This is a genomic window from Bradyrhizobium sp. AUGA SZCCT0160, from assembly GCF_018130105.1.
GTDB lineage: Bacteria > Pseudomonadota > Alphaproteobacteria > Rhizobiales > Xanthobacteraceae > Bradyrhizobium.
This window is the reverse complement of the sequence record NZ_JAFCMD010000002.1, coordinates 284,242-310,111: the sequence shown is the minus strand read 5'-3', so window position 1 is coordinate 310,111 and position 25,870 is coordinate 284,242. Positions and strand designations below refer to the sequence as shown.

The following is a 25,870-nucleotide window of genomic DNA, read 5'->3' as shown; positions in this document are numbered from 1 at the left end:
TAACGCGGGGTTCAATGAGGCTTAACGGCCTCGGCTGGCTAACCCGGCCCGGCCCAGTCGCCGAGCGCGGCCTGCACCAGCGCCAGCGCCGCGACGCCGGCCGTATCGGCGCGCAAAATTCGGGGGCCAAGGGAAAGCCGCAGGGTTCGCGGCTGGCGCAGCAGCAGCGTGCGCTCTTCCTCGGCAAATCCGCCTTCGGGACCGATCAGGATGTCGATGCCGCCAGCCGCCGTTAACGCGTTTTGCAGCGCCTGCAGCGGCGAGGTGGTTTCCGCGGCCTCGTCGCAGAAAACCAGGAGGCGCTCCGGCTGGCGCTGGCTCAGAAAGCGATCGAGCGGCATCGGCTCGGCAACATCGGCGAGACTCAGGATGCCGCATTGCTCGGCGGCCTCGATGACATTGGCGCGCATCCGCTCGCCATTGACCCGCGAGACCTGGGTGAAACGCGTCAACACCGGCTGCAGCCGTGAGGCGCCCATCTCGACCGCCTTCTGCACCATGTAGTCGAGCCGGGCATGCTTTAACGGGGCAAAGACGTAGGCGATGTCGGGCAGGCGATCCTGCGGCCGGTTCTGAATGAGGATCTCAAGGCTGTCGGGCCGCTTCCGCCCGATAATCTGCGCCTGCCATTCGCCGTCACGGCCGTTGAACACCAGGATCGATTCGCCGGCGGCAAGCCGCAGCACATTGCCGAGATAATTGCTCTGGTTGCGCTCCAGCGCGACCCTTTCGCCCGGGCTCAAGGGGGCATCGACGAACAGGCGAGGGGCACGAAAATCGAGTTCAGGCATCTGTGATTGTTCCGTTTCGCGCCGGTTTTAGCCTAAAGGGCTAGAATCCGGGGACAATTTAATGATTCGGTGCGGCCCAGCGCCGCGCTGCCGCCTAAATCCACGGGTTGTTAAGGGCCGGCAGGAATCGTAAAAAGCCCCGTCGGAATTGTGCTTCGATCGGAAGTCGCCCGGGCCCTGCTGGACCTTTGCCGGAGAAACACCTTTGAAAATCCGCCGTCTCATTGTGCCGCTGACGATTGCCGTGACCGTTCTCGCGGGGCAGGCCTTTGCGCAGACCCCATTTCCGGCGCCGCTGCCCGGACAGGCTGCCCCCGCCGCGGCCAGCAACGCATCGCCGTTTCCGCCGGTGAACGGCGGGGCGCCAGCGGCATCGGTGGGGGGTCCTTCACCGTTCCCGTCGGCGGGAGCCGCCCCTGTCGGGGGCGGTTCGGTATTCGACCGCGGAGCGGCGCCGCCGCCACAAGCCGGCGGCGCGCAGGATGCCTGCATGAAGAACTTCGTCCCGTTGCGCGAGGAAGCCGAGAAGCGCGGCAAGCTGATCAAGGCCGCCAGCGATCGCAAGGCGTCGCCGGACGAGGCCTGCAAGCTGATCGGCAATTACAGCGCGGCCGAAGTCAAGATGATCAAATATGTCGAGGCCAATTCCGCGAAATGCGGAATTCCGCCGCAGATCGCCGAGCAGCTCAAGAACGGCCACAAGAACACCGAAAAAATGCAAAAGCAGGTCTGCACGGTGGCGCAGCAGGGCGCGCAGGCGCAGCGCGCGGCCGCGCCGAGCCTGAGCGAAGCGCTCGGTTCTTCGGCGGCGCTGCCCGAGGCGCAAACCGTGCGGAAGGGCGGCAGCACGTTCGATACGCTGAACGGCAACGTTCTCACCCGATGACCGCCTTCCGATGAGCGACGCTACGGCCCGCGTTGCCGACGCCACCGGCAACTGGGTCGATACGCGCGCGCCGTCCTGGTCGCGGCCCTATCTGCGGCTTTCCCGTTTCGACCGGCCGATCGGCTCCTGGCTGTTGCTGATGCCGTGCTGGTGGTCGGCGGCGCTGGCCGCCGGCATCGCGCGCGACGCCAGTCAATTGTGGCTCGTCATCGTGCTGTTCTTCATCGGCGCCTTCGTGATGCGCGGGGCGGGGTGCACCTGGAACGACATCACCGATCGCGATCTCGACGGCAAGGTCGAGCGCACGCGGTCGCGCCCGATTCCGGCCGGACAGGTGAGCGTGCCGCAGGCACTGGCGTGGCTGGTGCTGCAGGCGCTGATTGGGCTCGCCGTGTTGCTGCAGTTCAACCGCTTCGCGATCATGACCGGCATCGCGTCGCTGATCATCGTCGCGGTCTATCCCTTCATGAAGCGCATCACCTGGTGGCCGCAGGTCGTGCTCGGCCTTGCCTTCTCATGGGGCGCCTTGATGGGATTTGCGGTCACGCTCGGACGCGTCGATCTGACCGCGCTCGTGCTCTATGCCGGCTCGATCGCCTGGGTGATCGGCTACGACACCATCTACGCGCATCAGGACGCCGAGGACGACGCGCTGATCGGCGTCAAATCGACCGCGCGTCTGTTCGGCGCGGCGACGCATCGCGCGCTGGTCGTGTTCTATTCACTGGCAGTGGTGCTGATCGGCGTCGCGTTGGTGCTCGGCGGGGCGCGATGGCCGGCATGGATCGGGCTGGTCGCGTTCGCTGTTCACCTGGTCTGGCAAATCCGGCGCTTGGACATCAGCGATCCCGCGCTGTGCCTGCGCATCTTCAAATCCAACCGCGATGCGGGGCTGCTGCTGTTTGCGGGATTGCTGCTGGATGCGGTGATGCGCTGAAGTGTAGGGTGGGTTAGCGAAGCGTAACCCACCATCTTGATCTTCCGCACAGCGGTGGGTTACGCCTTCGGCTAACCCACCCTACGAAAACAATTTCAATCCCTCGCGATGATCTCGCGCTCGCCCTGGTGGATACTCGCCGGATTGAGCAAATCGCCGGGGCGGCGGCGCACCAGAAATTTCGGGCGGCGGGCGCGGATCGCGTTGTGGCGGCGGCGGCGCTGGGCCGGATCGCGGCGCTTGTCCTCCGGCAATAGCGGAAGCGCGAAGATATCGCTCCACATCTGCCAGGCGGAAGAAAGCTCCTCGGCATCGGAGCTGACGCCAAGCGGAATGTTCAGCGAGGGGTCGCGATGCACCAGCACCAGCATCTGCGCGTCGTCGAGACCGCGCAAAGCCACGCCAAGGAAATCGCTGACGCGAACGTTGACGGCCATCTGCATGCCCTTGACGGCACGGCGCAGCACGACGCGTTCGCGGTGAAGTTCTATCTGCCGCACGCCGCCGTCGGCGCGGGTGTCCTGCGCATCGAAGCGGAGCGGAAGGGAAAGAGGGTCGAGCCGCAATGCGCGGCCCGACCCGGCGGGATTGATCCCGCTTGTTGCTGTTTGACGCCTCACGGCTTTCGTCTCCCCGCCGGAATTATGTTCCCGGTCGATGTGTGAGACCTTAGCCGAGCGGTTTCCGTTTTGGCTTAAAAAGGCTGGTTAACCCGAGGTCACCGGCACTGCTTCTGCCCGCATGATTGACAAGAGCTTGGCGCGCATGATTGACGAGTCCTTGCTTTGAAGCCGAAAATGATTGGCTTTTGGCACCGCAAAATGCTTGAAATCCCTGTGAATCAGGCACATCTGATGGGTCCAAAGATTTGCGTCCCAACTCGCTTCAATGTCAGGGATTTTGTTTGTGAACTCTTCACCATCCAAGCCTTCATCTTCCGCGACCTCGGACCTGTTCGACCAGTCGGCGCTCTCGACGCTGGCGCAGCAACTGGTCGAGGCCGCCAGGCGCGCCGGCGCCGACGCGGCTGATGCGGTCGCGGTGCGCGGCGTCAGCCAAGGCGTCGAAGTGCGCGATGGCCGCGTCGAGGAATCCGAGCGCTCGGAAGGCGACGATGTCGGATTGCGCGTGCTGGTCGGACAGCGCCAGGCCGTGGTCTCGACCAACGACATCAGCGGCGATGGCATTTCGAAACTGGCCGAGCGCGCGGTCGCGATGGCGAAGGTCGCACCCGACGACAAATATGTCGGCCTCGCCGATCCTTCACTCCTGGCACGCGAGTTCGCCGATCTCGACCTGCTCGATCGCACGGTTCCCTCGACTTCCGAACTCGAACGCCGCGCCGTAGAAGCGGAGGCCGCGGCGCTTGCGGTCAAGGGCGTGACGCGATCAGGCGGCGCGTCGGCATCGAGCGGCATCGGCGGCATGGTGCTGGTGACTTCGACCGGGTTCCACGGCTCGTATTTGCGATCGAGCCAGGGCATCTCGATGACCGCGATTTCAGGCGAGGGCACCGGCATGGAGCGCGACTACGACTACACGTCGGCGCCGCATGCCTCCGATCTCGCCGCGCCCGAAAGCGTTGGCCGCAAGGCGGGCGAGCGCACGGTGGCGCGCGCCAATCCGCGCAAGGTCGAGACCTGCAAGGTGCCGGTCGTGTTCGATCCGCGGGTGTCGGGATCGCTGGTCGGCCATCTCGTCGGCGCCGTCAACGGCGCCTCGATCGCGCGCAAGACCAGTTTTCTGAAAGACCGCATGGGCGAGCAACTGTTCGCCAAAAACATCCGCATCATCGACGATCCGCTGCGGGTGCGCGGATTGCGTTCGCAGACCTTCGATGCCGAAGGCGTCACGGTGAAGAAGCTCGCGATCATCGACGAGGGCGTGCTGACCTCGTGGCTGCTGGACACCGCGACCGCGCGCGAACTTGGACTGGTGACGACCGGCCATGCGCATCGCGGCGTGTCGTCGTCGCCGTCGCCGGGATCGTACAATCTGCACATGGAGGCGGGCGAGCCGACGCCGGCCGAGTTGATCTCTGACATCAAGCAGGGCTTTTACGTCACCGATCTGATCGGCTCCGGCGTCAACGGCGTCACCGGCGATTACAGCCGCGGCGCGTCCGGCTTCTGGATCGAGAACGGCGAGATCACCTATCCCGTCAGCGAAGTCACGATCGCGGGCCATCTGCTGGCGATCTTCCAGTCGCTGACTGCGGCCAACGATCTGGAATTCCGCTATGGCGTCAATGCGCCGACAGTGCGCATCGAGGGTTTGACGCTTGGCGGACGCTGATACGCTTGAAACGACAAAGGCGCGCGACGCCGCGCTGCTGACGGAGACGGTGCGCGAGGCGGGGGCGCTGGCGCTGTCGTTGTTTCGCACCGAGCTGAAGAACTGGACCAAGGGCGCCTCGTCGCCGGTGTCGGAAGCCGACATCGCCGTCAACGATCTCGTCGAAAGCCGCCTTCGCGCGGCAACGCCTGATTATGGCTGGCTGTCGGAGGAAAGCGTCGACGACGACACGCGCCTCGGCAAGAAGCTGGTCTGGATCGTCGATCCCATCGATGGCACCCGCGCCTATCTGGCCGGCCGCGAAGACTGGTGCGTGAGCATTGCGCTGGTGGCCGATGCCACGCCGGTGCTGGCGGCGGTGTTCGCACCGGCGACCGACGAATTCTTCTTCGCGATGCGCGGGCAGGGCGCCACGCGCAACGGCAAGCGCGTGCTGGCGACCGCAGGCACGGATCTGGATTTTTCCCGCATGGCCGGCCCCAAGCCGCTGGTGCAGCGGCTGAGCCCGTCGTCCGATGAGATCACGCTGTTTCCGCGAATCGGCTCGTTGGCGCTTCGGCTGTGTCGGGTGGCGGACGGCGGCCTGGACGCCGCTTTTGCGGGCGGGCAGAGCCGCGATTGGGACCTTGCGGCGGCGAATTTGATCGTGCACGAAGCCGATGGTAGGATGACGGCGCTCTCGGGGGACACGATTGAGTATAATCGCCGGGAGGTGACGCACGGGGTGCTGGTGGCTGCGGGACGTGATCGGCATGCACGCATTGTCGAGCATTTTCGAATCCGACCGCTGCCCTGAACACGCCGGACCTGCGTCACGGTTCGTCACGCCACTCATCATGCGATACGCCTCAACAACCTTGCTTGCCGGGCACCTCGTTAGGAAAAATCATCATGCCAGATAGTGCCCCGCCGCAACTGCTTCATCTCGTCATCGGCGGCGAGTTGACCGATCTCGAACACATCACCTTCAAGGATCTCGACCAGGTCGATATCGTCGGCGTGTACCCGAATTACGCCACCGCCCATGCGGCCTGGAAGGCGAAGGCGCAGCAGACCGTGGACAACGCCCACATGCGCTATTTCGTGGTCCACCTCCACCGGCTGCTCGATCCGGGGCAGGACACCAAGCAAGATACCAAGCAAGACGCGAAGCCTGCCCGTTGAAACGATTCCTTCGCGATTTGCTGCGCAGCAGCTGGCTTCAGCGCGCGCTCGGTGTGCTTGCGGCCGAATATCTGCGGCTGGTCTGGCTGACCAACAAGTTCAGCTACGAACCGGCTGACGTCTATGACCAAGTCGAGCCGGTGATGCCGGCGATCCTCGCGTTCTGGCACGGCCAGCATTTCATCACGCCGTTCATCAAGACCAAGGAGAGCCATCGCGCCAAGGTCCTGATCTCGCGGCATCGCGACGGCGAGTTCAACGCCATTGCGGCCGAACGGCTGGGCATCGGAACCATCAGAGGTTCCGGCGACCATGGCGGCGCCTTCCACCGCAAGGGTGGCGTCGGCGCGTTCCGGGAGATGGTGCAGGCGCTGGAGCAGGGGTGGAATGTCGCGACCACCGCCGACGTGCCGAAGCGGGCGCGGGTGGTCGGGCTCGGCCTCATCATGCTGGCGCGGGAGTCCGGGCGGCCGATACTCCCGTTTGCAATGGTGACCAGCCGGTTCATCCGGTTGAAAAATTGGGACTCCTCCACCATCAATTTGCCATTCGGCAGGGGTGCCGTGGTAGGCATTGATGCGGTTTTCGTGCCGCCGGACGCCGACGCAGAGACCATGGAAAAGCTGCGCCAACAGGTAGAGACTTATCTGAACGAAGCGACCCGCCGCGCCTATGCGGCTGTCGGTCGTCCGGAGGCCGCCCTTGGTTAATTCGCTGCCGCTGCCGATGACGTTGCGCGTCTACCGGAGTCTGTCGTCCGCGATGGTGCCGCTGGCGCCTGCGTTCATCAACCGGCGGCTGAAGCTCGGCAAGGAAGATCCGGCGCGCGTCAGCGAGCGCCGCGGCGTGAGCGCCGATGTTCGCCCGGTCGGGCCGCTGGTGTGGATTCACGGCGCCAGCGTCGGCGAGGTGCTGGCCTCGGCAGCGCTGGTCGAGCAGCTGCGGGCGCTGAACCTGCGCATCCTCCTCACCTCGGGCACGGTGACCTCGGCAGCGGTCGTCGCCAAGCGGTTTCCGCCCGACGTTATCCATCAATATGTCCCTTACGACTCGCCGCGCTATGTCGCGCGGTTTCTCGACCATTGGCGTCCGTCGCTGGCGCTGTTCATCGAGTCCGATCTGTGGCCGAATTTGATCCTGTCGAGCGCGGCGCGGCGCGTGCCGATGGTGCTGATCAACGGCCGCATGTCGCCTCGCTCGTTTCCGCGCTGGCGGCGTGTCTCCGGCACCATCTCGGCGCTGCTCGGCCGGTTCGAACTGTGCCTCGCGCAGTCGGAAACTGATGCCGACAGGTTTTCGACACTTGGTTGTCCCAACGTCGTGACCACAGGCAATCTGAAGCTCGATGTTCCCGCACCACCGGCGGACCAAGCCAAGCTGGAGCGGCTGATGGCGATGACGCGCGGCCGTCCGGTCGTCATCGCCGCCTCCACCCATCCCGGCGAGGACGAGATGCTGGCGGAGGCGCACAAGACCCTCGCCGGATACTTTCCGAACCTGCTCACCGTGATCGTGCCGCGGCATCCCGATCGCGGCGAGGCGATCGCGCGCATGGTCGAGGCGTCCGGCCTGCACGCGTCGCTGCGTTCGCGCGAGGAATTGCCGACCGCTGCGACCGACATCTATGTCGCCGACACCATGGGCGAGCTCGGGTTGTTCTACCGGTTGTCGCCGATCGTGTTCATGGGCGGATCGCTGGTCGAACATGGCGGACAAAATCCGATCGAGGCGGTCAAGCTCGGCGCCTCGATCGTCCATGGCCCGCACGTCTTCAATTTCGGCGACGTCTATGAGGCGCTCGATCAGGCCGGCGGCGCGCGAAAGGCTGACACCCAGGAGGCCCTGGTCAAGCAACTCGGTCAGCTGCTCGCCGATCCCAGGGCGCGCGAAGTATCGCTCAAAGCTGCCGAGCGTGTGGTCGAACGGCTCGGCGGCGCGCTGGATCGCACGATGATCGCGCTGGAGCCGTATCTGTTGCAGCTGCGGCTCGAAATGGGAGCCGCGAATGCGTGAGCCGCGCTTCTGGCACGGCCCGCCTTCTCTTCAATCCAACCTGTTGAGCCCGCTCGCTGCCCTCTACGGCGCCATCGCCGCGAGACGGATGCAGCGCGGGGGGCTGGATGCCGGCGTCCCCGTCATTTGTATTGGCAATTATCACGTCGGCGGCGCCGGCAAGACGCCGACGGTGCTGGCACTGGCGAAGCTGCTCCGCGAGCTCGGCGAAACGCCCGTCGTGCTGAGCCGCGGCTATGGCGGAAAATTACGCGGGCCGGTGCGGGTCGATCCGGAGCGGCATGCCGCCGCCGATGTCGGCGATGAGCCGCTGATGCTGGCGGCGACGCTGCCGGTGGTGGTCGCGCGCCAACGCGCCGACGGCGTTCCGCTGGCGCGTTCGCTGGCGGCGACCGTGATCCTGATGGACGACGGTTTCCAGAGTCCGGCCGTCGCCAAGGATGCCTCGCTGATCGTGATCGACGGCGCCCGCGGCCTCGGCAACGGGCAGGTGTTTCCCGCTGGTCCGTTGCGTGCACCCCTGCCGCCACAAATCGCGCGCACCGATGCGCTGATCATCGTCGGCAACGGCACGGCGGCCGACCGCGTTGCGGCCGATATCGCCGTGCAGGACAAGCCGGTGCTGCGCGCGCGCCTTGTGCCGAACCAGGATTCGGTGGCTTCGCTGCGCGGCAAGCGCGTGCTGGCCTTCGCCGGCATCGGCGATCCCGCACGGTTCTTCGGCACGCTGACGGCAAGCGGCGTTGACGTGGTCCGGCAGCACGCCTTTGCCGATCACCACGCTTTCTCCAGGGCCGAGATAGACAGCCTGATCGCCGAGGCCGGCCGCGACGCGCTGACGCTGGTGACGACGGAAAAGGATCTGGCGCGCCTGAGAGTCGGCGGCGGATTGCCGGATTGGGCGAAAGCGATCGTGCCGTTCGCGGTGACGCTCGAGTTTGAGGACGGCGCGAAGCTAAAGAGGTTCGTGACCGATCAACTCTTCAAGGCGCGCGAGAAGAAATTTGCGTCGTCGTCCCGGGCTTGACCCGGGACCCATAACCACCGTCGTCAGTTGTTGAAGCGGGCTGGAGTTCCAGCCTGACATAACCACGAAGAGCTGTGGTTATGGGTCCCGGGTCAAGCCCGGGACGACAAATAATTCACCCCTGCGTCTTCAGCGCGCCGGGAAAATGCCGCTGCAGCACGGCTGATGGCACCGAATAGGCTTCCTGCAGATCGACGCTCCAGTATTTCAACTCGTCGAGCGGGATCCGCACATCCGATATGGCGCAGCGCACATAGGTTCCCGGCGAGACCACGCGGAAATCGCCATCCAGATATTGCACCTGCGCTTCGCCATGTCCCGAGGGACCGAATTTATTCAGCACCGCAAACTCTCCGACAGGTCGGCCATTTCACAGGCCGACTAAAGTGTATTTTCCAAATCCGATCTATCACAGATAGGCTGGGCTGTCCGCTCCCGAAACCCACCCGCAAGAAACCACCTGCAAGAAACCACCTGCAAGAAAACCACCTGCAAGAAAACCACCTGATTGTGATGAATTTTCGCCGATCGCGCGTGATAACCTCCTGATTATGTTCGCTTTGCCCCGAGCGCCAGTTTGACCCGGCGAAATCAGATGCGCCCAGCGACACTGCTATTCCTGACGCTGTTCGCCGCGGCCTGCGCAGCCGTGCCGCGCGCCGCTTCGGGCGCGCCACTGCCGGCCCCCAAACAGGTCGATATCCCCGCGCCAAAACTCAACTTGCACGCCCAGCTCTACAGGCCTGACGGTGACGGGCCGTTTCCCACCGTGATCGCGCTGCATGGCTGCGGCGGTCTGAGTGGGCATTCCGAACCGGTGCTGCCGCGCTATCGCGACTGGGTCGAACAACTATTGAAGGCGGGACATGCGGTCGTGCTGCCGGACAGCTACGGTTCGCGCGAACTCGGCCCGCAATGCCGCGACAAGGAGCGCCGGGTGCTGGCGCGCCGCGAGCGGGTGGCCGATATCGTGGCGACGCGGCGATGGCTGGCGCAGCAGGCCTGGGTGGCGCAGGATCGCGTCAGCCTGATGGGATGGGCGAACGGGGCCAGCGCGCTGTTGTGGGCGGTGCGTCCGCAAGCCTGGCGCCACGACGGGCCGGATTTCCGCTCGGCGGTCGCTTTCTATCCGGACTGCCGGATCTCCGCCGGCCTCGGCTGGAGCGCGCGGATGCCGACGCTGCTGTTGATCGGCGCCAAGGACGATGTCAGTTCGCCATCGGCGTGCCGCCAGATGGTGGACGGCGCCCGCGGCCGCAGCGCGCTGGCGCGGATCGAAATCTATCCCGGCGCGCCGCACGATTTCGACCGCGCCAATCTGCCGCTCCGTGCGCTCGGCGGCGGCGACGCGGGCCAGCCGGAACGCGGCCACATCGGCACCGACGCGGCGGCGCGCTCGGATTCGCAAAAGCGCGTGGCGGAATGGCTGGCAAGGTGAGCGAGAGCGACGTAGCGCGGTGTCTCTGCTCCCTCGCCCCGCTCTTGCGGGGGAGAGGTAAGGAAGGCGCATCGCTCGCCTAAAACAAACTGCCCTGATCGACCGGCTTGACCACCCGCTTGGGCGCAAGCGTCTTGGTTTCCCGCCGGGCAAGGGTGGGCTGGCTGGTCGGCGCTGACGTCGCCGCCGGCCGGTCCGCATCCGCCGTCGCCGCGACGCGGCCATCGGCGAATTCGATCGACAGAGGTGCGCCCGGGCCGATGGTCGCTGCGGCATGCACGGCGTGGCCGTGTTCGTCGCGCACCAGGGCAAACCCGCGCGCCAGCACGCCACGATAGGACAGCGCCGACAGCAACTGGCCGCTATGGGCGACGCGGGCGTTGAGCCGCGTCATCGCGGTCAGCAGCGCGCGGCGCGCGCGCTCGGCGAGGCGTTGCGTGCGTTCGCGGTCGCGCGCGATCGCGTTGCGCTGCGCTTGCGCGTTGGAGAGTTTCGAGGCTTTCAGCCTGACTTCAAGCCCGGCAAAGCGATCGCGCCGGCTTCGCAGCAGCGCGCGCGCGGAAAGCCTGATGCGCTCGCCGGACACGGTGAGACGGTGCCCCGCCTGCGCGACCTGTCCGCGCAGCACCTTCAGCGTCAGGCCGGCGCTGAGCTGCGAGAAGCGGCGGTGATGCGCGTTGGTGTTGGCTTTCAAGCCGCGGGGCAGGGCGCTACCCGTGCTGTCGAGCCGCTGCCGCGGGATCGCCAATAGTTCGCTGGCGGCGGGCAGCGCACGCGCCGCGGCGCGCAATTCGTTGCGGCGGCTTTCCTGGCCGCGCAGCCAGCACACCATGGTGCGGCGCGCCAGGCCGGCGACCTCGACCAGCAATTCGCTGCGCACCGGCACGGCCATTTCGGCGGCCGCCGTCGGCGTCGGCGCGCGCTTGTCGGCGGCAAAATCGATCAGCGTGATGTCGGTCTCGTGCCCGACCGCGGAGATCAGCGGGATCATGCTCTCGGCCGCGGCGCGAACCACGATCTCCTCGTTGAACGACCACAAATCCTCCAACGAGCCGCCGCCGCGCGCGACGATCAGCAGATCCGGCCGCGGAATCTTGCCACCCTCGGGCAGCGCGTTGAAACCGCGGATCGCGGCGGCAACCTGCTCGGCGGAGCCTTCGCCCTGCACCTTCACCGGCCACACCAGCACGCGGCGCGGAAACCGGTCTTCCAGGCGGTGCAGGATGTCGCGGATCACGGCGCCGGTCGGTGAGGTCACGATGCCGATCACTTCCGGCAGCCACGGCAGCAATTGCTTGCGCGCTTCGTCGAACAGGCCCTCGGCGCCGAGTTTCTTCTTGCGCTCTTCCACCAGCGCCATCAGCGCGCCGATGCCGGCGGGCTCGATGGCTTCGATGACGATCTGGTATTTCGACGAGCCCGGATAGGTGGTGAGCTTGCCGGTCGCGATCACCTCGAGCCCTTCCTGCGGCTTGAACCGCATTCGGGAATGCACGCCCTTCCAGATCACAGCCTCGATCTTGGCGCTCTCGTCCTTCAGCGCGAAATAGCAGTGGCCGGAGGAATGCGGCCCGCGGAAGCCCGAAATTTCGCCGCGCACCCGGACATGGCCATAGGCGTCCTCCACCGTCCGCTTCAGGGCGGAGGAGAGTTCCGAGACGGTGAATTCGGGCGCGTTGAGCAGTGGTTCGGTGGCAGGCATCTCGTCAATCGAATCAGGCTTTTGGGGCTTCTACGCAAGGTAGGGACTTTTGCTTATCCCCGCCAATCTCCGCCCGATTGTGTGGTGTTTCAGGTAATATAGTAGTGATGACTTTGTCCGTCGGGGGAAAACCGGATTGCGGGCGGAAAAGTCATCTTGGCTCCGGACAAGTGCCATCCTGCTGGAGGCTGCTCTTGCCGTCCGTGAAGGTTTTGTGCGACCTGCTCGACTTGTCGTTCCCCACATCTGGCTCCAGTCATGAACATCCTCCTGCTCGGTTCCGGCGGCCGCGAACATGCCCTGGCATGGAAGATCGCCGCATCTCCGCTGCTGACGAAGCTCTGGTGCGCGCCGGGCAATGCCGGCATCGCCAAGGATGCCGAATGCGTCGCGCTCGACATCACCGACCATCCGGCCGTGATCGATTTCTGCAAGGCGCACAAGGTGGATTTCGTCGTGGTCGGCCCCGACGCGCCGATCGCCGCCGGGATCGTCGACGATCTCAACGCCGCCGGCTTCAAGGCGTTCGGGCCCACCCAGGCCGCGGGCCGGCTCGAGAGTTCGAAAACCTTCACCAAGAATCTCTGCCGCGCCAACAACATTCCGACGGCGGCCTATGAGCATTTCACCGAGGCCGCGAAGGCAAAAGCCTATATCCGCAAGCAGGGCGCGCCGATCGTGATCAAGGCCGATGGTCTGGCCGCCGGCAAGGGCGTCGTCGTGGCGATGAGCGAGGCCGAAGCGCTTGACGCCGTCGACATGATGTTCGGCGGCGGGTTCGGCGACGCGGGCGCCGAGGTCGTGGTCGAGGAATTCATGGTGGGCGAGGAGGCCTCGTTCTTTGCGCTGTGCGACGGCGAACACGCGCTGCCGCTGGCGACCGCGCAGGACCACAAGCGCGCCTTCGACGGCGACCAGGGCCCGAACACCGGCGGCATGGGCGCCTATTCGCCGGCGCCGGTCATGACGGACGCGATGTGCGCCCGCGTCATGGAGGAGATGATCCATCCGACGCTGCGTGCGATGAAGGCGATGGGATCGCCCTACAAGGGCGTGCTGTTTGCCGGCGTGATGGTGACCAAGGACGGCCCGAAACTCGTCGAATACAACGCCCGGTTCGGCGATCCGGAAACCCAGGTGCTGATGTTGCGGATGATGTCCGATATCTTGCCGGCGCTGATCGCCAGCGCCGACGGGCAATTGAAGAATTTCAGCCTGCGCTGGTTCGACGATGCGGCGCTGACCGTGATCATGGCAACGAAAGGTTATCCCGGCAGCTATGGCAAGGGCTCGGTGATCTCAGGTCTCGACGACGCCGCAAAAGTCGAGGGCGTCGAAATCTTCCACGCCGGGACGATCGAGAAAGACGGAAAAATTCTCGCCAGCGGCGGCCGCGTGCTGAACGTCTGCGCCATGGGCAAGACGGTGACCGAGGCGCAGCAGCGCGCCTATGCGGCCGTCGATCGCATTAACTGGGCGGAAGGCTTCTGCCGCCGCGACATCGGCTGGCAGGCGGTGGCGCGGGAGCGCTGACGCCGCCTGCAATCCGCGCAACGCATCTCCGCGCTTTGGCCCTCTGGACACGCAGATGTTGCGATGTCCAAAATCGCCTCAAAACGGAGGAGCGTCCCGATGGCGATTATCGATTCCCAGGTCCATGCCTATGAGGCCAACACGCCGAAGCGGCCCTGGGCCACGGTGCCGAACTGGCCCGACCACGTCACCGGCGACGAGATGGTGGCGGCGATGGACAAGGTCGGCGTCGACGGCGCGATCTTCATCTCCGCCTTCTCGATGTACCGCTACGACGCCAGCTATGCCGTGGAAGTGGCGCGCGCCCATCCCACCCGGCTCGCCATCGTCAAGCCGGTCGACCCCGATGATCCCAACGTCGCCGACGTCGTCGCCGACTGGAAGAAGACGCCGGGCGCGGTCGGCATCCGGATCATGCTGACCAAGGAGAACAAGCGCGAGCCCGGTCATCCCGGCATCGACCGCATCGCACGCGCGGCCGTTCAACATGATTTTCCGGTCAACCTGCTGTGCTGGGATAATCTCGACGCCGGCACGGCGCTGGTCGATCGTCATCCCGACACGCGCTTCATCCTCGACCATCTCGGCATCCTTCAGCCGCGCACGCCGCCGGCGCCCGCGCAGCCCTGGTCCCCTTGGGCCGAACTGCCCAAGGTGCTGGCGCTCGCCAAACGCAAGAACGTGGTGATCAAGGTCAGCGGCGCCTGCACGCTGTCCAAAGAGCCGTATCCATTCCCTGACATCTGGGACCCGCTGGCGCGCGTGTTTGAGGCCTGGGGTTTCGATCGCTGCCTGTGGGGCACCGACTGGACCCGCGCCTTCGCCGTCGTCAATTACGAGCAGGCCGTCACGCCGTTCCTCAAGACGGACCGCCTCAGTGACACCGAGCGGGCCATGCTGATGGGCGGTGCCTGCGCCAAGGCCTATGGCTGGTCACCGAACAAAGGCTAGCGCATTTCAACAGCGGCCCTAGCCCGGGGATTGCTTCCCATTGACCATCGAAAGAACCGTACCGGCGAGATCGGCGGGAGAATTCACCAGTTGGTCTGCGCCCGCCGTCTCAAGTTCGTCCCTCGTGCCATAACCCCAGAGCACGCCAAGACCGCGCATCCCGGCCGCGTGGGCGCCGGAAATATCATGCCGGCGATCCCCGACCATCAGGCTGCGAGACGGCGCAAGACCGTGCCTGGACAGGATATGGGCGAGCAGCTCGGGCTTGTGATCCAGCTCGCCGCTCGGCACGGAGCCATGGATGCCATCGAAGTAGCTGGCAAACCCCAGATGCTCCAGAATTCGGCTCGCGAAGATCTCCCGCTTCGAGGTCGCGAGATAGACCCGCAATCCGCATCGCTTCATCTCTGCAAGGCAGTTGCCAATTCCCGGATAGGGCACGCTGCCGAGAAACCCGCTTTCACCGTAGTACTGACGATAGGCCGTGACTGCTTCACCGACCCGGTCGTCTCCGTATGACTGCAGCAGGGTTTGCATGATCTCTTCGAGTGGCGGCCCGATGATGCGTTTTATGTCGGGGGTTTCATCCGGTTCATGTCCAAGGGCGCGCAGCGCCGCCAGACAGCTTGCCGAAATGCCGGGATACGAATCGATCAAGGTGCCGTCGAGGTCCAGAAGAACGGAGCACGTCATGATCCAAAGCTAGCGGCCAAAGCAAACCTGTACAAGTTCGCTTGATTTCGTTGCTGCGTCGGCTCATTCGCGGCAAGGCAATGCAGCGGCAAGTCCGGCCATGTCGCGGTGAGGTCTCATCCGGCGCAGCCACCGCCCCCCGTTTCCCGTTACTAGCCTAAGCCGATCCGATGGCTTATTCTGAAGCCCGGGGCAGGCAATGACACCACGTTCTGCAGCAGGCGGCGGATCGAAAAAGCCGCAAAGCCGTACGGCGAAGCCGCGAAAGCGGATCATTGCGCCAAAGGTGGCGCGCACTTCCAGGTCAGCGAAAACGGACGCCGAAAATCCAGCGCAAACCGAAGTCGAACGACTCGCCCTCGAACTTCAGCAAGCCAGAGAGCGCCAGGCCGCGACATCCGAGGTCCTGAGCCTCATCGCCGCTTGCGCCGGTATTCGACCGGATCGTCAGGAACGCAGCGCGGCTCTGCCAGAGCGTGCTGAGCGCCGTCTACCGCCGGGACGGGGACCACGTCCACCTGGTCGCGCACGATCAGTTCTCTCCGGCATCGGTGGCGGCGGTGCGCAAAGCCTACCCGGCTCCGCTCACCAGCAAGAATCTGATCTCGGTCGCGATCCGCGAGCGCCGCGTCGTGCATGAGCCGGATGTGCTGGTCTCCGGCGGCTACAGCGAACTGCAGAAGACATCGGGCTATCGCAGCATCCTGATCGTGCCGATGCTGCGCGACGAGGTCGCGATCGGCGCCATCGCGGTGATGCGCCTGGAGCCGCAATTATTCCCCAAGGCGCAGGTCGAGCTCCTGAAGACCTTTGCCGGCCAGGCGGTCATCGCCATCGAGAACACGCGGCTGTTCACGGAAGTGCAGGAACGCACCAGGCAGCTGTCGCAATCGCTTGACGATTTGCGCGCCGCGCAGGGCAGTCTGGTACAGACCGAGAAACTGGCCGCGCTGGGACGGCTGGTGGCGGGCGTTGCGCACGAGATCAACACCCCCGTCGGCACCAACCTCACCGTGGCCTCGGCATTGATCAACAAGACCAAGCGGTTTGAAGCCGATGTCGCCAAGGGTGACGTGCGCCGCTCGACGCTCTCGGAGTTCATTGCGGCCAGCCGCGAGGCGGCGTCGCAGATCATGTTCAATCTTGGCAATGCGGTCGAACTGATCCAGTCGTTCAAGCAGGTTGCAGCCGATCGCAACGTTTCGGACCGCAGGCGCTTCGATCTCGGCGAGGTGACCGAGCAGGTCGTCGGGGGATTGCGGTTCGGGCTGCGAGGTCAAAACCTGACGGTCGCCGTCGAATGCGAACCCGATCTTGTCATGAATAGCTATCCCGGACCTTACGGCCAGGTGCTCACCAATCTGGTTCTCAACTCCGCGGCGCATGCCTTTCCGGACGGCGGCGGGGGATCGGTCCATATTGCGGCGCAGGCATCGGGCAAGGGCAATGTCGAGGTGCTGTTTTCAGACGACGGCTGCGGCATGAGCCCGGAGGTCAAGCGCCAGGTGTTCGACCCGTTTTTCACCACCCGGCGCGACCAGGGCAACACCGGCCTCGGGTTGCACATCGTGCACAACATCGTGACCAATCGTCTGGGCGGCCGGATCCATCTGGAAACCAGACCCGGCATGGGCACGAAAATCCAGATCATCATGCCGCGCGAAGCGCCGCGGGAGTCGGTGACGGAATAGTGTGCGTCGACGCGGCGAGATCGCGAAGCGGTGTTTGCAATGACCCATCCACGTCGTCCCGGACAAGCGAAGCGCGATCCGGGACCCAAACGCCGCGGCCCATCGGTGAGAGCGCAGGTCTTGGACACCTTCTGCAAACAATGAGGGCCGCGGCGTATGGGTCCCGGCTCAAGGCCGGGACGACGTCGCTGCGCTCGCGACGACGATTGACTGCGACAAAGTAACCCGACGGGCAAAATTACACTTCCCTCGTCGGGCAAATCAGCGGTTTGAATCGTCGCGTCCCGCCCGACAAGAGGGGCGTGCGCACGTCACGAACGCGCGGCGGGATGCGGTGGACGTTTGTTGCGCCTGACGACGGCGTATACAGGCGTACGGCAAAACCGTGTGGTCCTGACGCCCGTTGCAGGTGTCAAGCTGTCGGGTAGGCGAGAGCTGAACCGGCGGTGACGGAGTCAACCAAGAACTCGTCTCCGGGGAGATCACGGCATAAGCCGTAAAGCCATTGCGCAGGGAAGGCCGGGTGTTCTCCGCTGCCCTGTATGCTCGTGTGCAGCTTTCTTTGCACTATTCGCACACGAGACCGCGGGTGCAGCGCGCACCCGGTCTTCCCTGCGCCCTCTCAACGAGAGGGCGGGAAGTTTCTGGCAAAGCTCGGGCTTATCAGGCCGCGAGAATGCGAAGCCGCGTCATCCGGCTCAAATGCGCCATTGCACATAGCGAGCCTGATAGCCGCTGATGCGCAAGTTATATCGGGCGATGCCGAGGTTAGATCAGGCTGGAGTCGCAATCCCCTTCACAATCAAAATGGGTGGTTATGGGGTGCCGTTCACAATTGCGCCCCAGGCCGGGACGACAAGGCTGAAACGACGTCGTTGACGCCTGATTGCCTTGCCAGGACGAACGCTTGGCCTGGCTGGAACCGCCCTACACAAGTTTGCAACGCGGCATCTAGATCGCGCCGTTTGGTTGCGCTATCACTGATCCAACCGGGTTGGAAAACCCGGCATATCCAGGGAGAACAATGTGAGATTCAAGGGAATTGGTGCAGTTTCACTCGCGGTCGCGGCTGTCGGGCTGTTTTACGCCACAGCGCCTGCGATGGCCCAACAAAAAACCATTACCGTCTGGTTCGGCAAGGGCTTCTACAAGTCCGAGGACGACGCGCTGCTCGAGGCGATCAAGAAGTTCGAGGCCAAGACCGGCATCAAGGTCGAACTGTCGCAATACGCCATTCAGGACATGATTCCGAAGACGGTGGCGGCGATGGATTCGGGCACCGTGCCTGACGTCGCCTATTCCGACAGCTACGACGTGCAGGCGCAGGGCAAATGGGCCTATGAAGGCAAGCTCGAGGACCTCGGCGACATCCTGCTGCCGATGAAGTCGGCGTTCGCGCCGAACACGCTGGAGACCGCGCTGCTCTACAACGATGTCGCCAAGAAGAAGGCCTATTACGGCTATCCGCTGAAGCAGCAGAGCATGCACGTCCAGATCTGGAGCGACATGCTGGGGCAGGCCGGCTTCAAGCAAAGCGACATTCCAACCAAGTGGGAAGATTACTGGTCGTTCTGGTGCGACAAGGTGCAGCCCGCCATTCGCAAGGCCACCGGCCAGCGCATCTATGCCGTCGGCCAGCCGATGGGCGTGGAATCGACCGACTCGTTCCAGTCGTTCTACACCTTCATGGACGCCTACAACGTCAAGCTCGTCGATGACGACGGCAAGCTGCTGGTCGACGACCCGAAGGTGCGCGAAAACCTGATCAAGGCGCTGAAGGACTACACAGACACCTACACCAGGGGCTGCGCGCCGCCCTCCTCCACCACCTGGAAGGATCCGGACAACAACGTCGCGTTCCACAACAAGACCATCGTGATGACGCACAACTTCACGATCTCGATCGCCGCGAAATGGCTCGACGACGCCAACAACCCGGCGCTGACGCCGGAACAGCGCGCGCTCGGCAAGAAGAACTACGACGAGACCATCATCACGGCCTCGTTCCCCAACAAGCCGGACGGCACGCCGATCAAGTACCGCTCCGACGTCAAGACCGGGCTGATGTTCACCGCGGCCAAGAACAAGGCCGAAGGCAAGGAGTTCATCAAGTTCCTGCTGCAGGAAGAAAACCTGCGGCCCTATATCGAAGGCGCGCTCGGCCGCTGGTTCCCGGTGACGACGGCCAGTCAGCAGAGCCCGTTCTGGCAGGCTGACCGGCATCGCAAGGCCGTCTACACCCAGTTCACCGGCGGCACCACGCCTTTCGACTTCACCAAGAACTGGAAGTTCACGATCCTGAACAACGAGAACGTCTGGGCCAAGGCGATGAACCGGGTGGTGAGCGAGAAGGTTCCGGTCGATAAAGCCGTCGACGAACTGATCGCCCGCCTCAAGCAGATCGCGGGTTGATCTTGCTTCTCCCTCGCCCCGCTCTTGCGGGGAGAGGGTCGGGGTGAGGGGCTCTCTCCGCGAGTAATGCTCGTTGAGAGTCCTGTACCCCCTCACCCGAAGCCTTCGGCTTCGACCTCTCCCCGCAAGCGGGGAGAGGTGTACCAACCAACACCGGCCGCGCATTGCGGCCGGCATGGCTGACAAGAGTAACTGAATATGGCGATTACGATCTCGGGCGATCAGGCGATGCCAGGCCCGCCGCTGTCTGCCCGGCTGACTACCCCGCAGGTCTGGGGCATCGTGCTGGTCGCGCCCTACCTCTTGGTGTTTCTGGCCTTCGTGGTCTACCCGGTCTGCTACGGGCTGTGGCTGGCGCGTCATCCGGCGAGCTATGTCGCGCTCTGGCATGATCCGATCTTCGCGCGCGCCGCGGTCAATACGCTGATCTTCCTCCTGGTCGGCATCAACCTCAAAATGATGATCGCGCTGTTCCTGTCCGGCTTCTTCGCCCAGCAGCGCCCGTGGATCAAATGGCTCTCGGTGCTGTTCATCCTGCCCTGGGCGGTGCCGTCGATCCCGACCATTCTCTCCGTGCGTTTCATGTTCAACCCCGAATGGGGCATGGTCAACACGCTGATCTTCAAACTCACCGGCGATGACGGCCCGAACTGGCTCAATGACCCGACCGTAGCGCTCGGCATGGCGATCGGCGTGCACATCTGGAAATCGCTGCCGTTCTGGACGCTGATCCTGATGACCGGGCGGCTTGCGATCTCGCACGATCTTTACGAAGCGGCCGAAGTCGACGGCGCGAGCTGGACGCAGAAGTTCCGCTTCATCACCTGGCCGTCGATGCAGGCGCTGTATCTGACCTGCACCCTGCTCTCGATGATCTGGACGCTGGGTGACTTCAACAGCGTCTATCTGTTGACCGGCGGCGGCCCCGCCGATCTCACCCATGTGCTCGCGACCCTCGGGATTCGCTATCTGCGGCTCGATCAGCTCAGCCTGGCGATGGCGTCCATCGTCTGCGCGCTGCCGTTCGTGCTGCCGCTGATCTATTTCATGATGAAACGGTTGTCGCGATGAAACTGCCCACGCTACGCGAAGTCGGCGTCGAAGCCCGCCTTCTCTTGATCGGGATTCCCGTGTTCCTCTGGACCATGATCCCGATCTACCACATGTTCCTGTTCGCGATTTCGCCGAAGGAAGATGCGTTCTCCGGAAAGCTCTGGCCGGCGCATCCGACGCTGAACAATTTCCGCATCGTGTTCCATCAGGAGCATTACTTCCTGCGGGATTTCTGGATCCAGTTCTGGAATTCGATCGTGATTGCGCTCGCGGCCGGCGCGCTGACGCTGCTGATCGCGACCGCGGCGGCGTTTGCGATCTCGCGGCTCAAGGTGCCCGGCGGACGGTGGGTGATGAATCTCGCGCTGTTCACCTATTTCATTCCGGCGGCGTTCCTCGCCGTGCCGATGTACCGGACCATGGGTAATTACGGCCTGCTCAACAATCACTGGTCGCTGATTCTGGCGATGGTGACGATCGCCTCGCCCTACGCGATCTGGGTGCTGAAGCAGGCCTCCGACAAGCTGCCGGTCGAACTCGACGAAGCCGCCACCATGGACGGCGCGACCATTCCGCAGCTTTTCAGGCTGGTCTATGTGCCGCTGATGATGCCCTCGCTGGTGGCGATCGGCACCTACGCTATCCTGCTCGCCTGGAACGAATATCTCTACGCGTTCCTGCTGCTCTCCAAGGACACCGAAATCACGCTGCCCGTGGCGCTCGGCAACTTCCTTGCCGCGGATGATTCGCCCTGGGAATTGCTGATGACCACCGGCTTCATCTACGCCCTGCCGCCGGCCGCGATCTATTACGCGTTCAAGCGGTATATGGTGGGCGGGCTGACGGCGGGCGCGGTGAAGTCATAATGGCGCCGCGCTCTCGCCTTGCGAGCTCGACAGCTTCGAGGCGAAGGACGCAATCACGATCACGACCGCAATCAGCGCGATCACCATCGTGCAGATCGCGTTGATCTGCGGCTTCACCCCGAGCCGCACCTCGGAATAGATCCGGATCGGCAAGGTCGCCGAGCCCGGGCCCGTCGTAAAACTCGCGATCACGACGTCGTCGAGCGACAGCGTGAAGGCCAGCATCCAGCCGGCAACGATCGCCGGGACGATCAGCGGCAGCGTCACGGACAGAAACGCCCGCACCGGATCGCAGCCGAGATCCATCGCGGCTTCCTCGAGGCTGCGGTCGATGGAGGCGAGGCGCGACTGCACCACGACGGTGACGAAGCACATCGTCAGCGTCGTATGCGCAAGCGTCACGGTCCAGAAGCCGCGCTCGGCGTTCAGCGCCACGAACAGCAAAAGCAGCGACAGGCCCGAAATCACCTCCGGCATCACCAGCGGCGCATAGAGCATGCCCGAGAACAGCGAGCGGCCCTTGAAGCGCTCGCCGCGCGCCAGACCAATCGCCGCCAGCGTGCCGAGCAGGGTTGCGACCGTCGCCGACACCGCGGCGACGCGCAGGCTCATCCAGGCTGCGTCCAGCATGGCGCGGTCGTTGAAGAACTCGGTGTACCAGCGCAGCGACCAGCCGCCCCACACCGTCACCAGCCGCGAGGCGTTGAACGAGTAGATGACGAGAATGACGATCGGCAGATAGAGAAACGCCAGCCCCAGCGCCAGCGAGGTGATGTTGAACGGCGAAATCCGGTTCACCCGGCGCGTCATCAGCCCCCTCCCCGCAGCGTGCGGCGCTGCAGCCGGTCATAGAGCAGCAGCGGCGGTATCAGCAAAAGCAGCAGCGCGACCGCGGCTGCGGAAGCAACCGGCCAGTCCTTGTTGGTGAAGAATTCGAGCCATAGCGTCTGCCCGATCATCATCGAACCGGAACCCGCCAAGAGATCAGGGATCACGAACTCGCCGACGATCGGAATGAAGCACAGCAGCGCGCCGGCACCGACGCCGGGCAGCGACAGCGGAAACGTCACCAGCCAGAACGCGCGTCCCGGCGAGGCGCCGAGATCGGAGGCCGCTTCGATCAGCGCGCCGTCCATTTTCGCGAGCGTGGCGTACAGCGGCAGGATCATGAACGGCAGATAGGAATAGACGATGCCGATATACATCGCGGTGTCGGTCGACAGCCACACCACGGGTGTCGAGACGACGTGCAGCGCCAGCAGCATTTTGTTGAGCAGACCGTCATGCTGCAGGATGTTGATCCAGGCATAGATCCGGATCAGGAACGAGGTCCAGAACGGCACGATGACCAGCACCATCGCGACCGGTTGCCAGCGCTGCGGCAGCCGCGCCATGCCATAGGCGATCGGGTAGCCGATCAGCAGCAGGATCGCCGTCGAGGTCACCGCGACGAAGATGCTGCGCAAGTACGAGGAGATGTAGAGACTGTCCGAGACCAGCAGTTTGAAATTACCCAGCGACAGTTCCGCCAACGCCGCCTTGATCGCGGCCCAGCCCGCGGTGAGGTCGAACAGCGGCACGTAGGGCGGCTGCGCGATCGCGGTCTGCGACAGGCTTATTTTGAGCACGAAACCGAACGGCACCAGGAAGAACAGCACCATCCACAGATAGGGCGCGATCGCAGCCAGCCGCGCCGGACGGGCGAAGATGCTGCGCGCGCTCATTGTTCCAGCACCATGCAGTCGTCAGGCGTGAACCAGGCCACCACGCGCTGGCCCGCGAGATAGGCATCGATGTCGAGCCGCGCGGTATTGGCCACCGATGCGCGCACCACGGCGCCGGATTCCAGCTTGACCTTGTACGCGGTGAGCCCGCCGAGATAGCTGACATCTGTCACCACGCCCTCGAGCCGGTTGATCGCATGCGTATTGGCCGCATCCGACACCGGGGCGCGGCGCGACAGCTTGACCTTCTCGGGGCGGATCGCGACACAGACCGTGGCCTTGGTAACCCGCTGGCGCGGCTCGGTCACCGCAAGCGTGACGCCCTCCCTGGTCGTGACCAGCAGCCGGTTATTTTCGCGCCAGCCAACCTCGCCATCGAACAGGTTGACGTCGCCGATGAATTCCGCGACCCAGCGCGAATGCGGTGCCTCGTAGAGCTCGCGCGGGGTGGCGACCTGTTCGAGGCGGCCGGCATCCATCACGCCGATCCGGCTCGCCATCGTCATCGCCTCTTCCTGGTCGTGGGTGACGATGATGAAGGTCATGCCGAGCCGGCGCTGCAGGTCCATCAATTCGAGCTGCGTGCTCTCGCGCAGCTTTTTGTCCAGCGCAGCCAGCGGCTCGTCGAGCAACAGCACCTGCGGGCGGCGGGCCAGCGAGCGCGCCAGCGCCACGCGCTGCTTCTGGCCGCCGGAGAGCTGATCGGGCTTGCGCTTCTCCATGCCTTCGAGCTTGACCAGCGCAACCATCTCGGCGACGCGGGTGGCGATCTCGTCGCGCGCCATGCCGGCGCGCTTGAGGCCGAACGCGATGTTGTCCCGCACCGACAGATGCGGAAACAGCGCGTAGTTCTGGAACATCATGTTGACCGGGCGCAGATGCGGCGGCACCTGCGCGATGTCCTTGGCCCCAAGCAGGATGCGGCCCTCGTCCGGCGTCTCGAAACCGGCGAGCATGCGCAGCAGCGTGGTCTTGCCGCAGCCGCTCGGACCCAGCAGCGCAAAAAACTCCCCGGCGCGGATATCGAGCGACAGCCGGTCCACCGCGCGGAAACTGCCGAACGTCTTGCCGACCCCCTCGATGCGCAGCAGCGGCATGTCGGCAGCCGGTTCGAACTGCGGCGCCGGTACGGGCGCTCGAGGTAGCAGCTCCGGCTTTGCGGGGTCCGCGATCCCATCGGCCTTCGGCGTAATTTCCGGCGATTCCTCGGTCATGTCCCCTGCAGCCCTCGCTGCCGCACGCTAGCGGCGGATCGGCATCGGCTCAACCGCTTCGCGGCGCACAGTCACAATATTATCGCTGTCAGCGGTCATGTCTCTGCTAGGCTTGGCACTCACCGCGCACATCACGGAACAAGAAAATGAACCGGGACCGATATGATCTGCCACTGACGACGACCTCCGACCGCGCCGCCGCGCATTATCGCGACGGCATGGACTGCATGTTGTCAGCCTGGCACGGCGCCGAGGACGCCTTTGACCGCGCGATCCGGGAAGATAGTGATTTCGCGCTGGCACATATCGCGCGGGCCCGCCTGCATCAGCTCAATATGCAGGGCAATGAAGCGCGCAGCATGGCCGCGCGAGCACGGCAACTGGCCGCCGGCGCCGACGCCCGTGAGCGCCAGCATATCGAGGTGATGGCTGCCGTGATCGAAGGCAAGCCGAAAGTGGCCGTCGGCGGCGCCGAAGCGCATCTCGAGGAATATCCCCGCGATGCGCTGGTGCTGTCGATGCTGCTCGGCGCCTTCGGGCTCTACGCGTTTTCGGGCCGTGCCGACCACGACGCCGCCAAGCTTGCGGTATGCGAGCGTGTCGCCAGGCATTACGGCGAGGATTGGTGGCTGTTGAGTTATCTCGGCTGGTCGCATACCGAAGCCGGCAACCTCGCCACCGGCCGCACTTTAAGCGAACGCGCGATGGGGTTGCGGGCTGAAAACGCCAATGCCGCACACGGCCTGTCGCACGCGATGTTCGAGCAAGGCGACCTGGCGGCGGGCCGCCAGTTCCTTTCCGCGTGGCTGCCCGCGCACGACCGCAAGAGCTTCCTGCACGGGCATCTGTGGTGGCACATCTCGCTGACCGCGCTCGACGAAGGCGATCTCGAAGGCGCGCTTGCGATCTACGAACAGCAAATCAAGCCGGCCGACCGCCCCTACCCGCCGCTGAATATTTTCACCGACGGCGCTTCGCTGCTGTGGCGGCTGTCGCTCGCCGGCAAATCCGGGCTGGAGCCGCATTGGCGCGACGTCGCCGCCTATGGCGAAAAATATTTCCCGCAAGCCGGGGCGCATTTCGCCGACGTCCACCACGCGCTATCAGGGGCGGCCATCGGCGGCGAGGCGCTGGACACGCGACTGGCGCAACTGGAGGCCCGTGCCGCCGACGGTAAACTGGCGCCGGGGCGCGCGGCGATCGACCTCTGCCGCGGCATGCGCGCCTTCGTCGACGGAGATAATGACGGTGCGATCCGCCTGCTTGAACCCGCGATGGCCGATTTGGTGCGGATCGGCGGCAGCCACGCCCAGCGCGAATTGTGGGAGGACACGCTGATCGTGGCGTATTTGCGCGGAGGACACCGCGAGAAGGCCGCCGGGCTGATCTCCAGCCGGCTCGAGCGCAGGCCATCCGCACGTGACGCGGCCTGGTCGCGCGAAGTTCAGGCGCGGCGTTGAACGGCGAACACGTCGATCGC

General features: G+C 64.6%; 23 protein-coding genes and 2 pseudogenes. 17 read left to right on the top strand and 8 right to left on the bottom strand.

The genetic code is table 11. The features are described from left to right. Positions 1-38 precede the first annotated feature (38 nt). Positions 39-791, bottom strand: coding sequence for a 16S rRNA (uracil(1498)-N(3))-methyltransferase (locus tag JQ558_RS05075; RefSeq protein ID WP_212292976.1), 753 nt, complete (start codon positions 789-791; stop codon positions 39-41). A 205-nt stretch (positions 792-996) separates the two neighbouring features. Here JQ558_RS05075 and JQ558_RS05070 point away from each other — a divergent pair, with 205 nt between their 5' ends. Both JQ558_RS05070 and ubiA read left to right on the top strand, forming a co-directional pair. Beyond that, positions 997-1,677, top strand: a complete 681-nt coding sequence (locus JQ558_RS05070) for a hypothetical protein (protein WP_212292977.1) — start codon at positions 997-999, stop codon at positions 1,675-1,677. Positions 1,678-1,687: 10 nt separating this feature from the next. Beyond that, on the top strand, positions 1,688-2,614 hold the full coding sequence (ubiA, locus tag JQ558_RS05065; protein ID WP_212292978.1) for a 4-hydroxybenzoate octaprenyltransferase: 927 nt from the start codon (positions 1,688-1,690) through the stop codon (positions 2,612-2,614). A gap of 95 nt (positions 2,615-2,709) precedes the next feature. Here ubiA and JQ558_RS05060 read toward each other — a convergent pair whose 3' ends face one another. Continuing rightward, positions 2,710-3,234, bottom strand: coding sequence for a DUF6101 family protein (locus JQ558_RS05060; protein ID WP_212292979.1), 525 nt, complete (start codon positions 3,232-3,234; stop codon positions 2,710-2,712). Between the two features lie 268 nt (positions 3,235-3,502). Here JQ558_RS05060 and JQ558_RS05055 point away from each other — a divergent pair, with 268 nt between their 5' ends. From JQ558_RS05055 to lpxK, 6 genes are all read left to right on the top strand, one after another. After that, positions 3,503-4,909 (top strand): TldD/PmbA family protein, encoded by a 1,407-nt coding sequence (locus JQ558_RS05055; RefSeq protein ID WP_212209650.1) that lies wholly within the window; start codon positions 3,503-3,505, stop codon positions 4,907-4,909. Next, a complete protein-coding gene (locus tag JQ558_RS05050; protein WP_212292980.1) occupies positions 4,896-5,705 on the top strand; it encodes a 3'(2'),5'-bisphosphate nucleotidase CysQ in 810 nt (269 codons plus the stop codon). The genes JQ558_RS05055 and JQ558_RS05050 overlap by 14 nt, the downstream gene beginning before the upstream one ends. A 95-nt stretch (positions 5,706-5,800) precedes the next feature. Continuing rightward, positions 5,801-6,073, top strand: a complete 273-nt coding sequence (locus JQ558_RS05045; protein ID WP_211993617.1) for a DUF4170 domain-containing protein — start codon at positions 5,801-5,803, stop codon at positions 6,071-6,073. Next, the gene (locus JQ558_RS05040) at positions 6,070-6,783 is read left to right on the top strand and encodes a lysophospholipid acyltransferase family protein (RefSeq protein ID WP_212292981.1); all 714 of its coding nucleotides are present in this window, start codon (positions 6,070-6,072) and stop codon (positions 6,781-6,783) included. The genes JQ558_RS05045 and JQ558_RS05040 overlap by 4 nt, the downstream gene beginning before the upstream one ends. Beyond that, positions 6,746-8,086, top strand: a complete 1,341-nt coding sequence (locus JQ558_RS05035; protein ID WP_212292982.1) for a 3-deoxy-D-manno-octulosonic acid transferase — start codon at positions 6,746-6,748, stop codon at positions 8,084-8,086. Before JQ558_RS05040 ends, JQ558_RS05035 begins: the two co-directional genes overlap by 38 nt. Next, positions 8,079-9,113 carry a tetraacyldisaccharide 4'-kinase gene (lpxK, locus tag JQ558_RS05030; RefSeq protein ID WP_212292983.1) on the top strand — a complete coding sequence of 345 codons (1,035 nt, stop codon included), beginning with the start codon at positions 8,079-8,081 and terminating at the stop codon, positions 9,111-9,113. The genes JQ558_RS05035 and lpxK overlap by 8 nt, the downstream gene beginning before the upstream one ends. A gap of 115 nt (positions 9,114-9,228) precedes the next feature. Here the strand turns inward: lpxK and JQ558_RS05025 are convergent, their stop codons facing one another. After that, positions 9,229-9,456 (bottom strand): DUF2093 domain-containing protein, encoded by a 228-nt coding sequence (locus tag JQ558_RS05025; RefSeq protein ID WP_212209655.1) that lies wholly within the window; start codon positions 9,454-9,456, stop codon positions 9,229-9,231. Between the two features lie 252 nt (positions 9,457-9,708). Between JQ558_RS05025 and JQ558_RS05020 the strand changes: the two genes are divergently transcribed. After that, a complete protein-coding gene (locus JQ558_RS05020) occupies positions 9,709-10,551 on the top strand; it encodes a dienelactone hydrolase family protein (RefSeq protein WP_212292984.1) in 843 nt (280 codons plus the stop codon). Between the two features lie 79 nt (positions 10,552-10,630). Here JQ558_RS05020 and xseA read toward each other — a convergent pair whose 3' ends face one another. Next, positions 10,631-12,253, bottom strand: coding sequence for an exodeoxyribonuclease VII large subunit (xseA, locus tag JQ558_RS05015; RefSeq protein WP_212292985.1), 1,623 nt, complete (start codon positions 12,251-12,253; stop codon positions 10,631-10,633). Between the two features lie 258 nt (positions 12,254-12,511). On the opposite strand from xseA, the gene purD reads away from it, so the two are divergent. Together purD and JQ558_RS05005 are read left to right on the top strand one after the other, a co-directional pair. After that, positions 12,512-13,786: a phosphoribosylamine--glycine ligase gene (gene purD / locus JQ558_RS05010; RefSeq protein ID WP_212292986.1), complete on the top strand. Its 1,275-nt coding sequence runs from the start codon at positions 12,512-12,514 to the stop codon at positions 13,784-13,786. Positions 13,787-13,885: 99 nt separating this feature from the next. Then, entirely contained in the window at positions 13,886-14,737 is an 852-nt protein-coding gene (locus JQ558_RS05005; RefSeq protein WP_212292987.1) for an amidohydrolase, read from the top strand. Positions 14,738-14,755: 18 nt separating this feature from the next. Here the strand turns inward: JQ558_RS05005 and JQ558_RS05000 are convergent, their stop codons facing one another. Beyond that, the gene (locus tag JQ558_RS05000) at positions 14,756-15,430 is read right to left on the bottom strand and encodes an HAD hydrolase-like protein (protein ID WP_212292988.1); all 675 of its coding nucleotides are present in this window, start codon (positions 15,428-15,430) and stop codon (positions 14,756-14,758) included. A gap of 437 nt (positions 15,431-15,867) precedes the next feature. Here JQ558_RS05000 and JQ558_RS38310 point away from each other — a divergent pair. From JQ558_RS38310 to JQ558_RS04980, 5 genes and pseudogenes are all read left to right on the top strand, one after another. Then, positions 15,868-16,260: pseudogene (locus JQ558_RS38310) on the top strand (GAF domain-containing protein); the annotation flags it as partial. A gap of 63 nt (positions 16,261-16,323) precedes the next feature. Next, positions 16,324-17,121 (top strand): annotated as a pseudogene (locus tag JQ558_RS38305) (sensor histidine kinase); the annotation flags it as partial. Positions 17,122-18,147: 1,026 nt separating this feature from the next. Further along, on the top strand, positions 18,148-19,533 hold the full coding sequence (locus JQ558_RS04990; RefSeq protein WP_212207669.1) for an ABC transporter substrate-binding protein: 1,386 nt from the start codon (positions 18,148-18,150) through the stop codon (positions 19,531-19,533). A 198-nt stretch (positions 19,534-19,731) separates the two neighbouring features. Continuing rightward, positions 19,732-20,604 (top strand): carbohydrate ABC transporter permease, encoded by an 873-nt coding sequence (locus JQ558_RS04985; protein ID WP_212207668.1) that lies wholly within the window; start codon positions 19,732-19,734, stop codon positions 20,602-20,604. Next, a complete protein-coding gene (locus JQ558_RS04980; RefSeq protein WP_211999422.1) occupies positions 20,601-21,452 on the top strand; it encodes a carbohydrate ABC transporter permease in 852 nt (283 codons plus the stop codon). Before JQ558_RS04985 ends, JQ558_RS04980 begins: the two co-directional genes overlap by 4 nt. Here JQ558_RS04980 and JQ558_RS04975 read toward each other — a convergent pair. The 3 genes from JQ558_RS04975 to JQ558_RS04965 are packed head-to-tail and all read right to left on the bottom strand — an operon-like array spanning position 21,447 to position 24,390. Then, on the bottom strand, positions 21,447-22,262 hold the full coding sequence (locus JQ558_RS04975; RefSeq protein ID WP_212275043.1) for an ABC transporter permease: 816 nt from the start codon (positions 22,260-22,262) through the stop codon (positions 21,447-21,449). The genes JQ558_RS04980 and JQ558_RS04975 overlap by 6 nt on opposite strands. Beyond that, entirely contained in the window at positions 22,262-23,176 is a 915-nt protein-coding gene (locus JQ558_RS04970; RefSeq protein WP_212293053.1) for an ABC transporter permease, read from the bottom strand. The genes JQ558_RS04975 and JQ558_RS04970 overlap by 1 nt, the downstream gene beginning before the upstream one ends. Beyond that, positions 23,173-24,390 carry an ABC transporter ATP-binding protein gene (locus JQ558_RS04965; protein WP_212293052.1) on the bottom strand — a complete coding sequence of 406 codons (1,218 nt, stop codon included), beginning with the start codon at positions 24,388-24,390 and terminating at the stop codon, positions 23,173-23,175. Before JQ558_RS04965 ends, JQ558_RS04970 begins: the two co-directional genes overlap by 4 nt. Before the next feature lie 146 nt (positions 24,391-24,536). Between JQ558_RS04965 and JQ558_RS04960 the strand changes: the two genes are divergently transcribed. Beyond that, entirely contained in the window at positions 24,537-25,850 is a 1,314-nt protein-coding gene (locus JQ558_RS04960; protein ID WP_212293051.1) for a tetratricopeptide repeat protein, read from the top strand. Positions 25,851-25,870 lie beyond the last annotated feature (20 nt).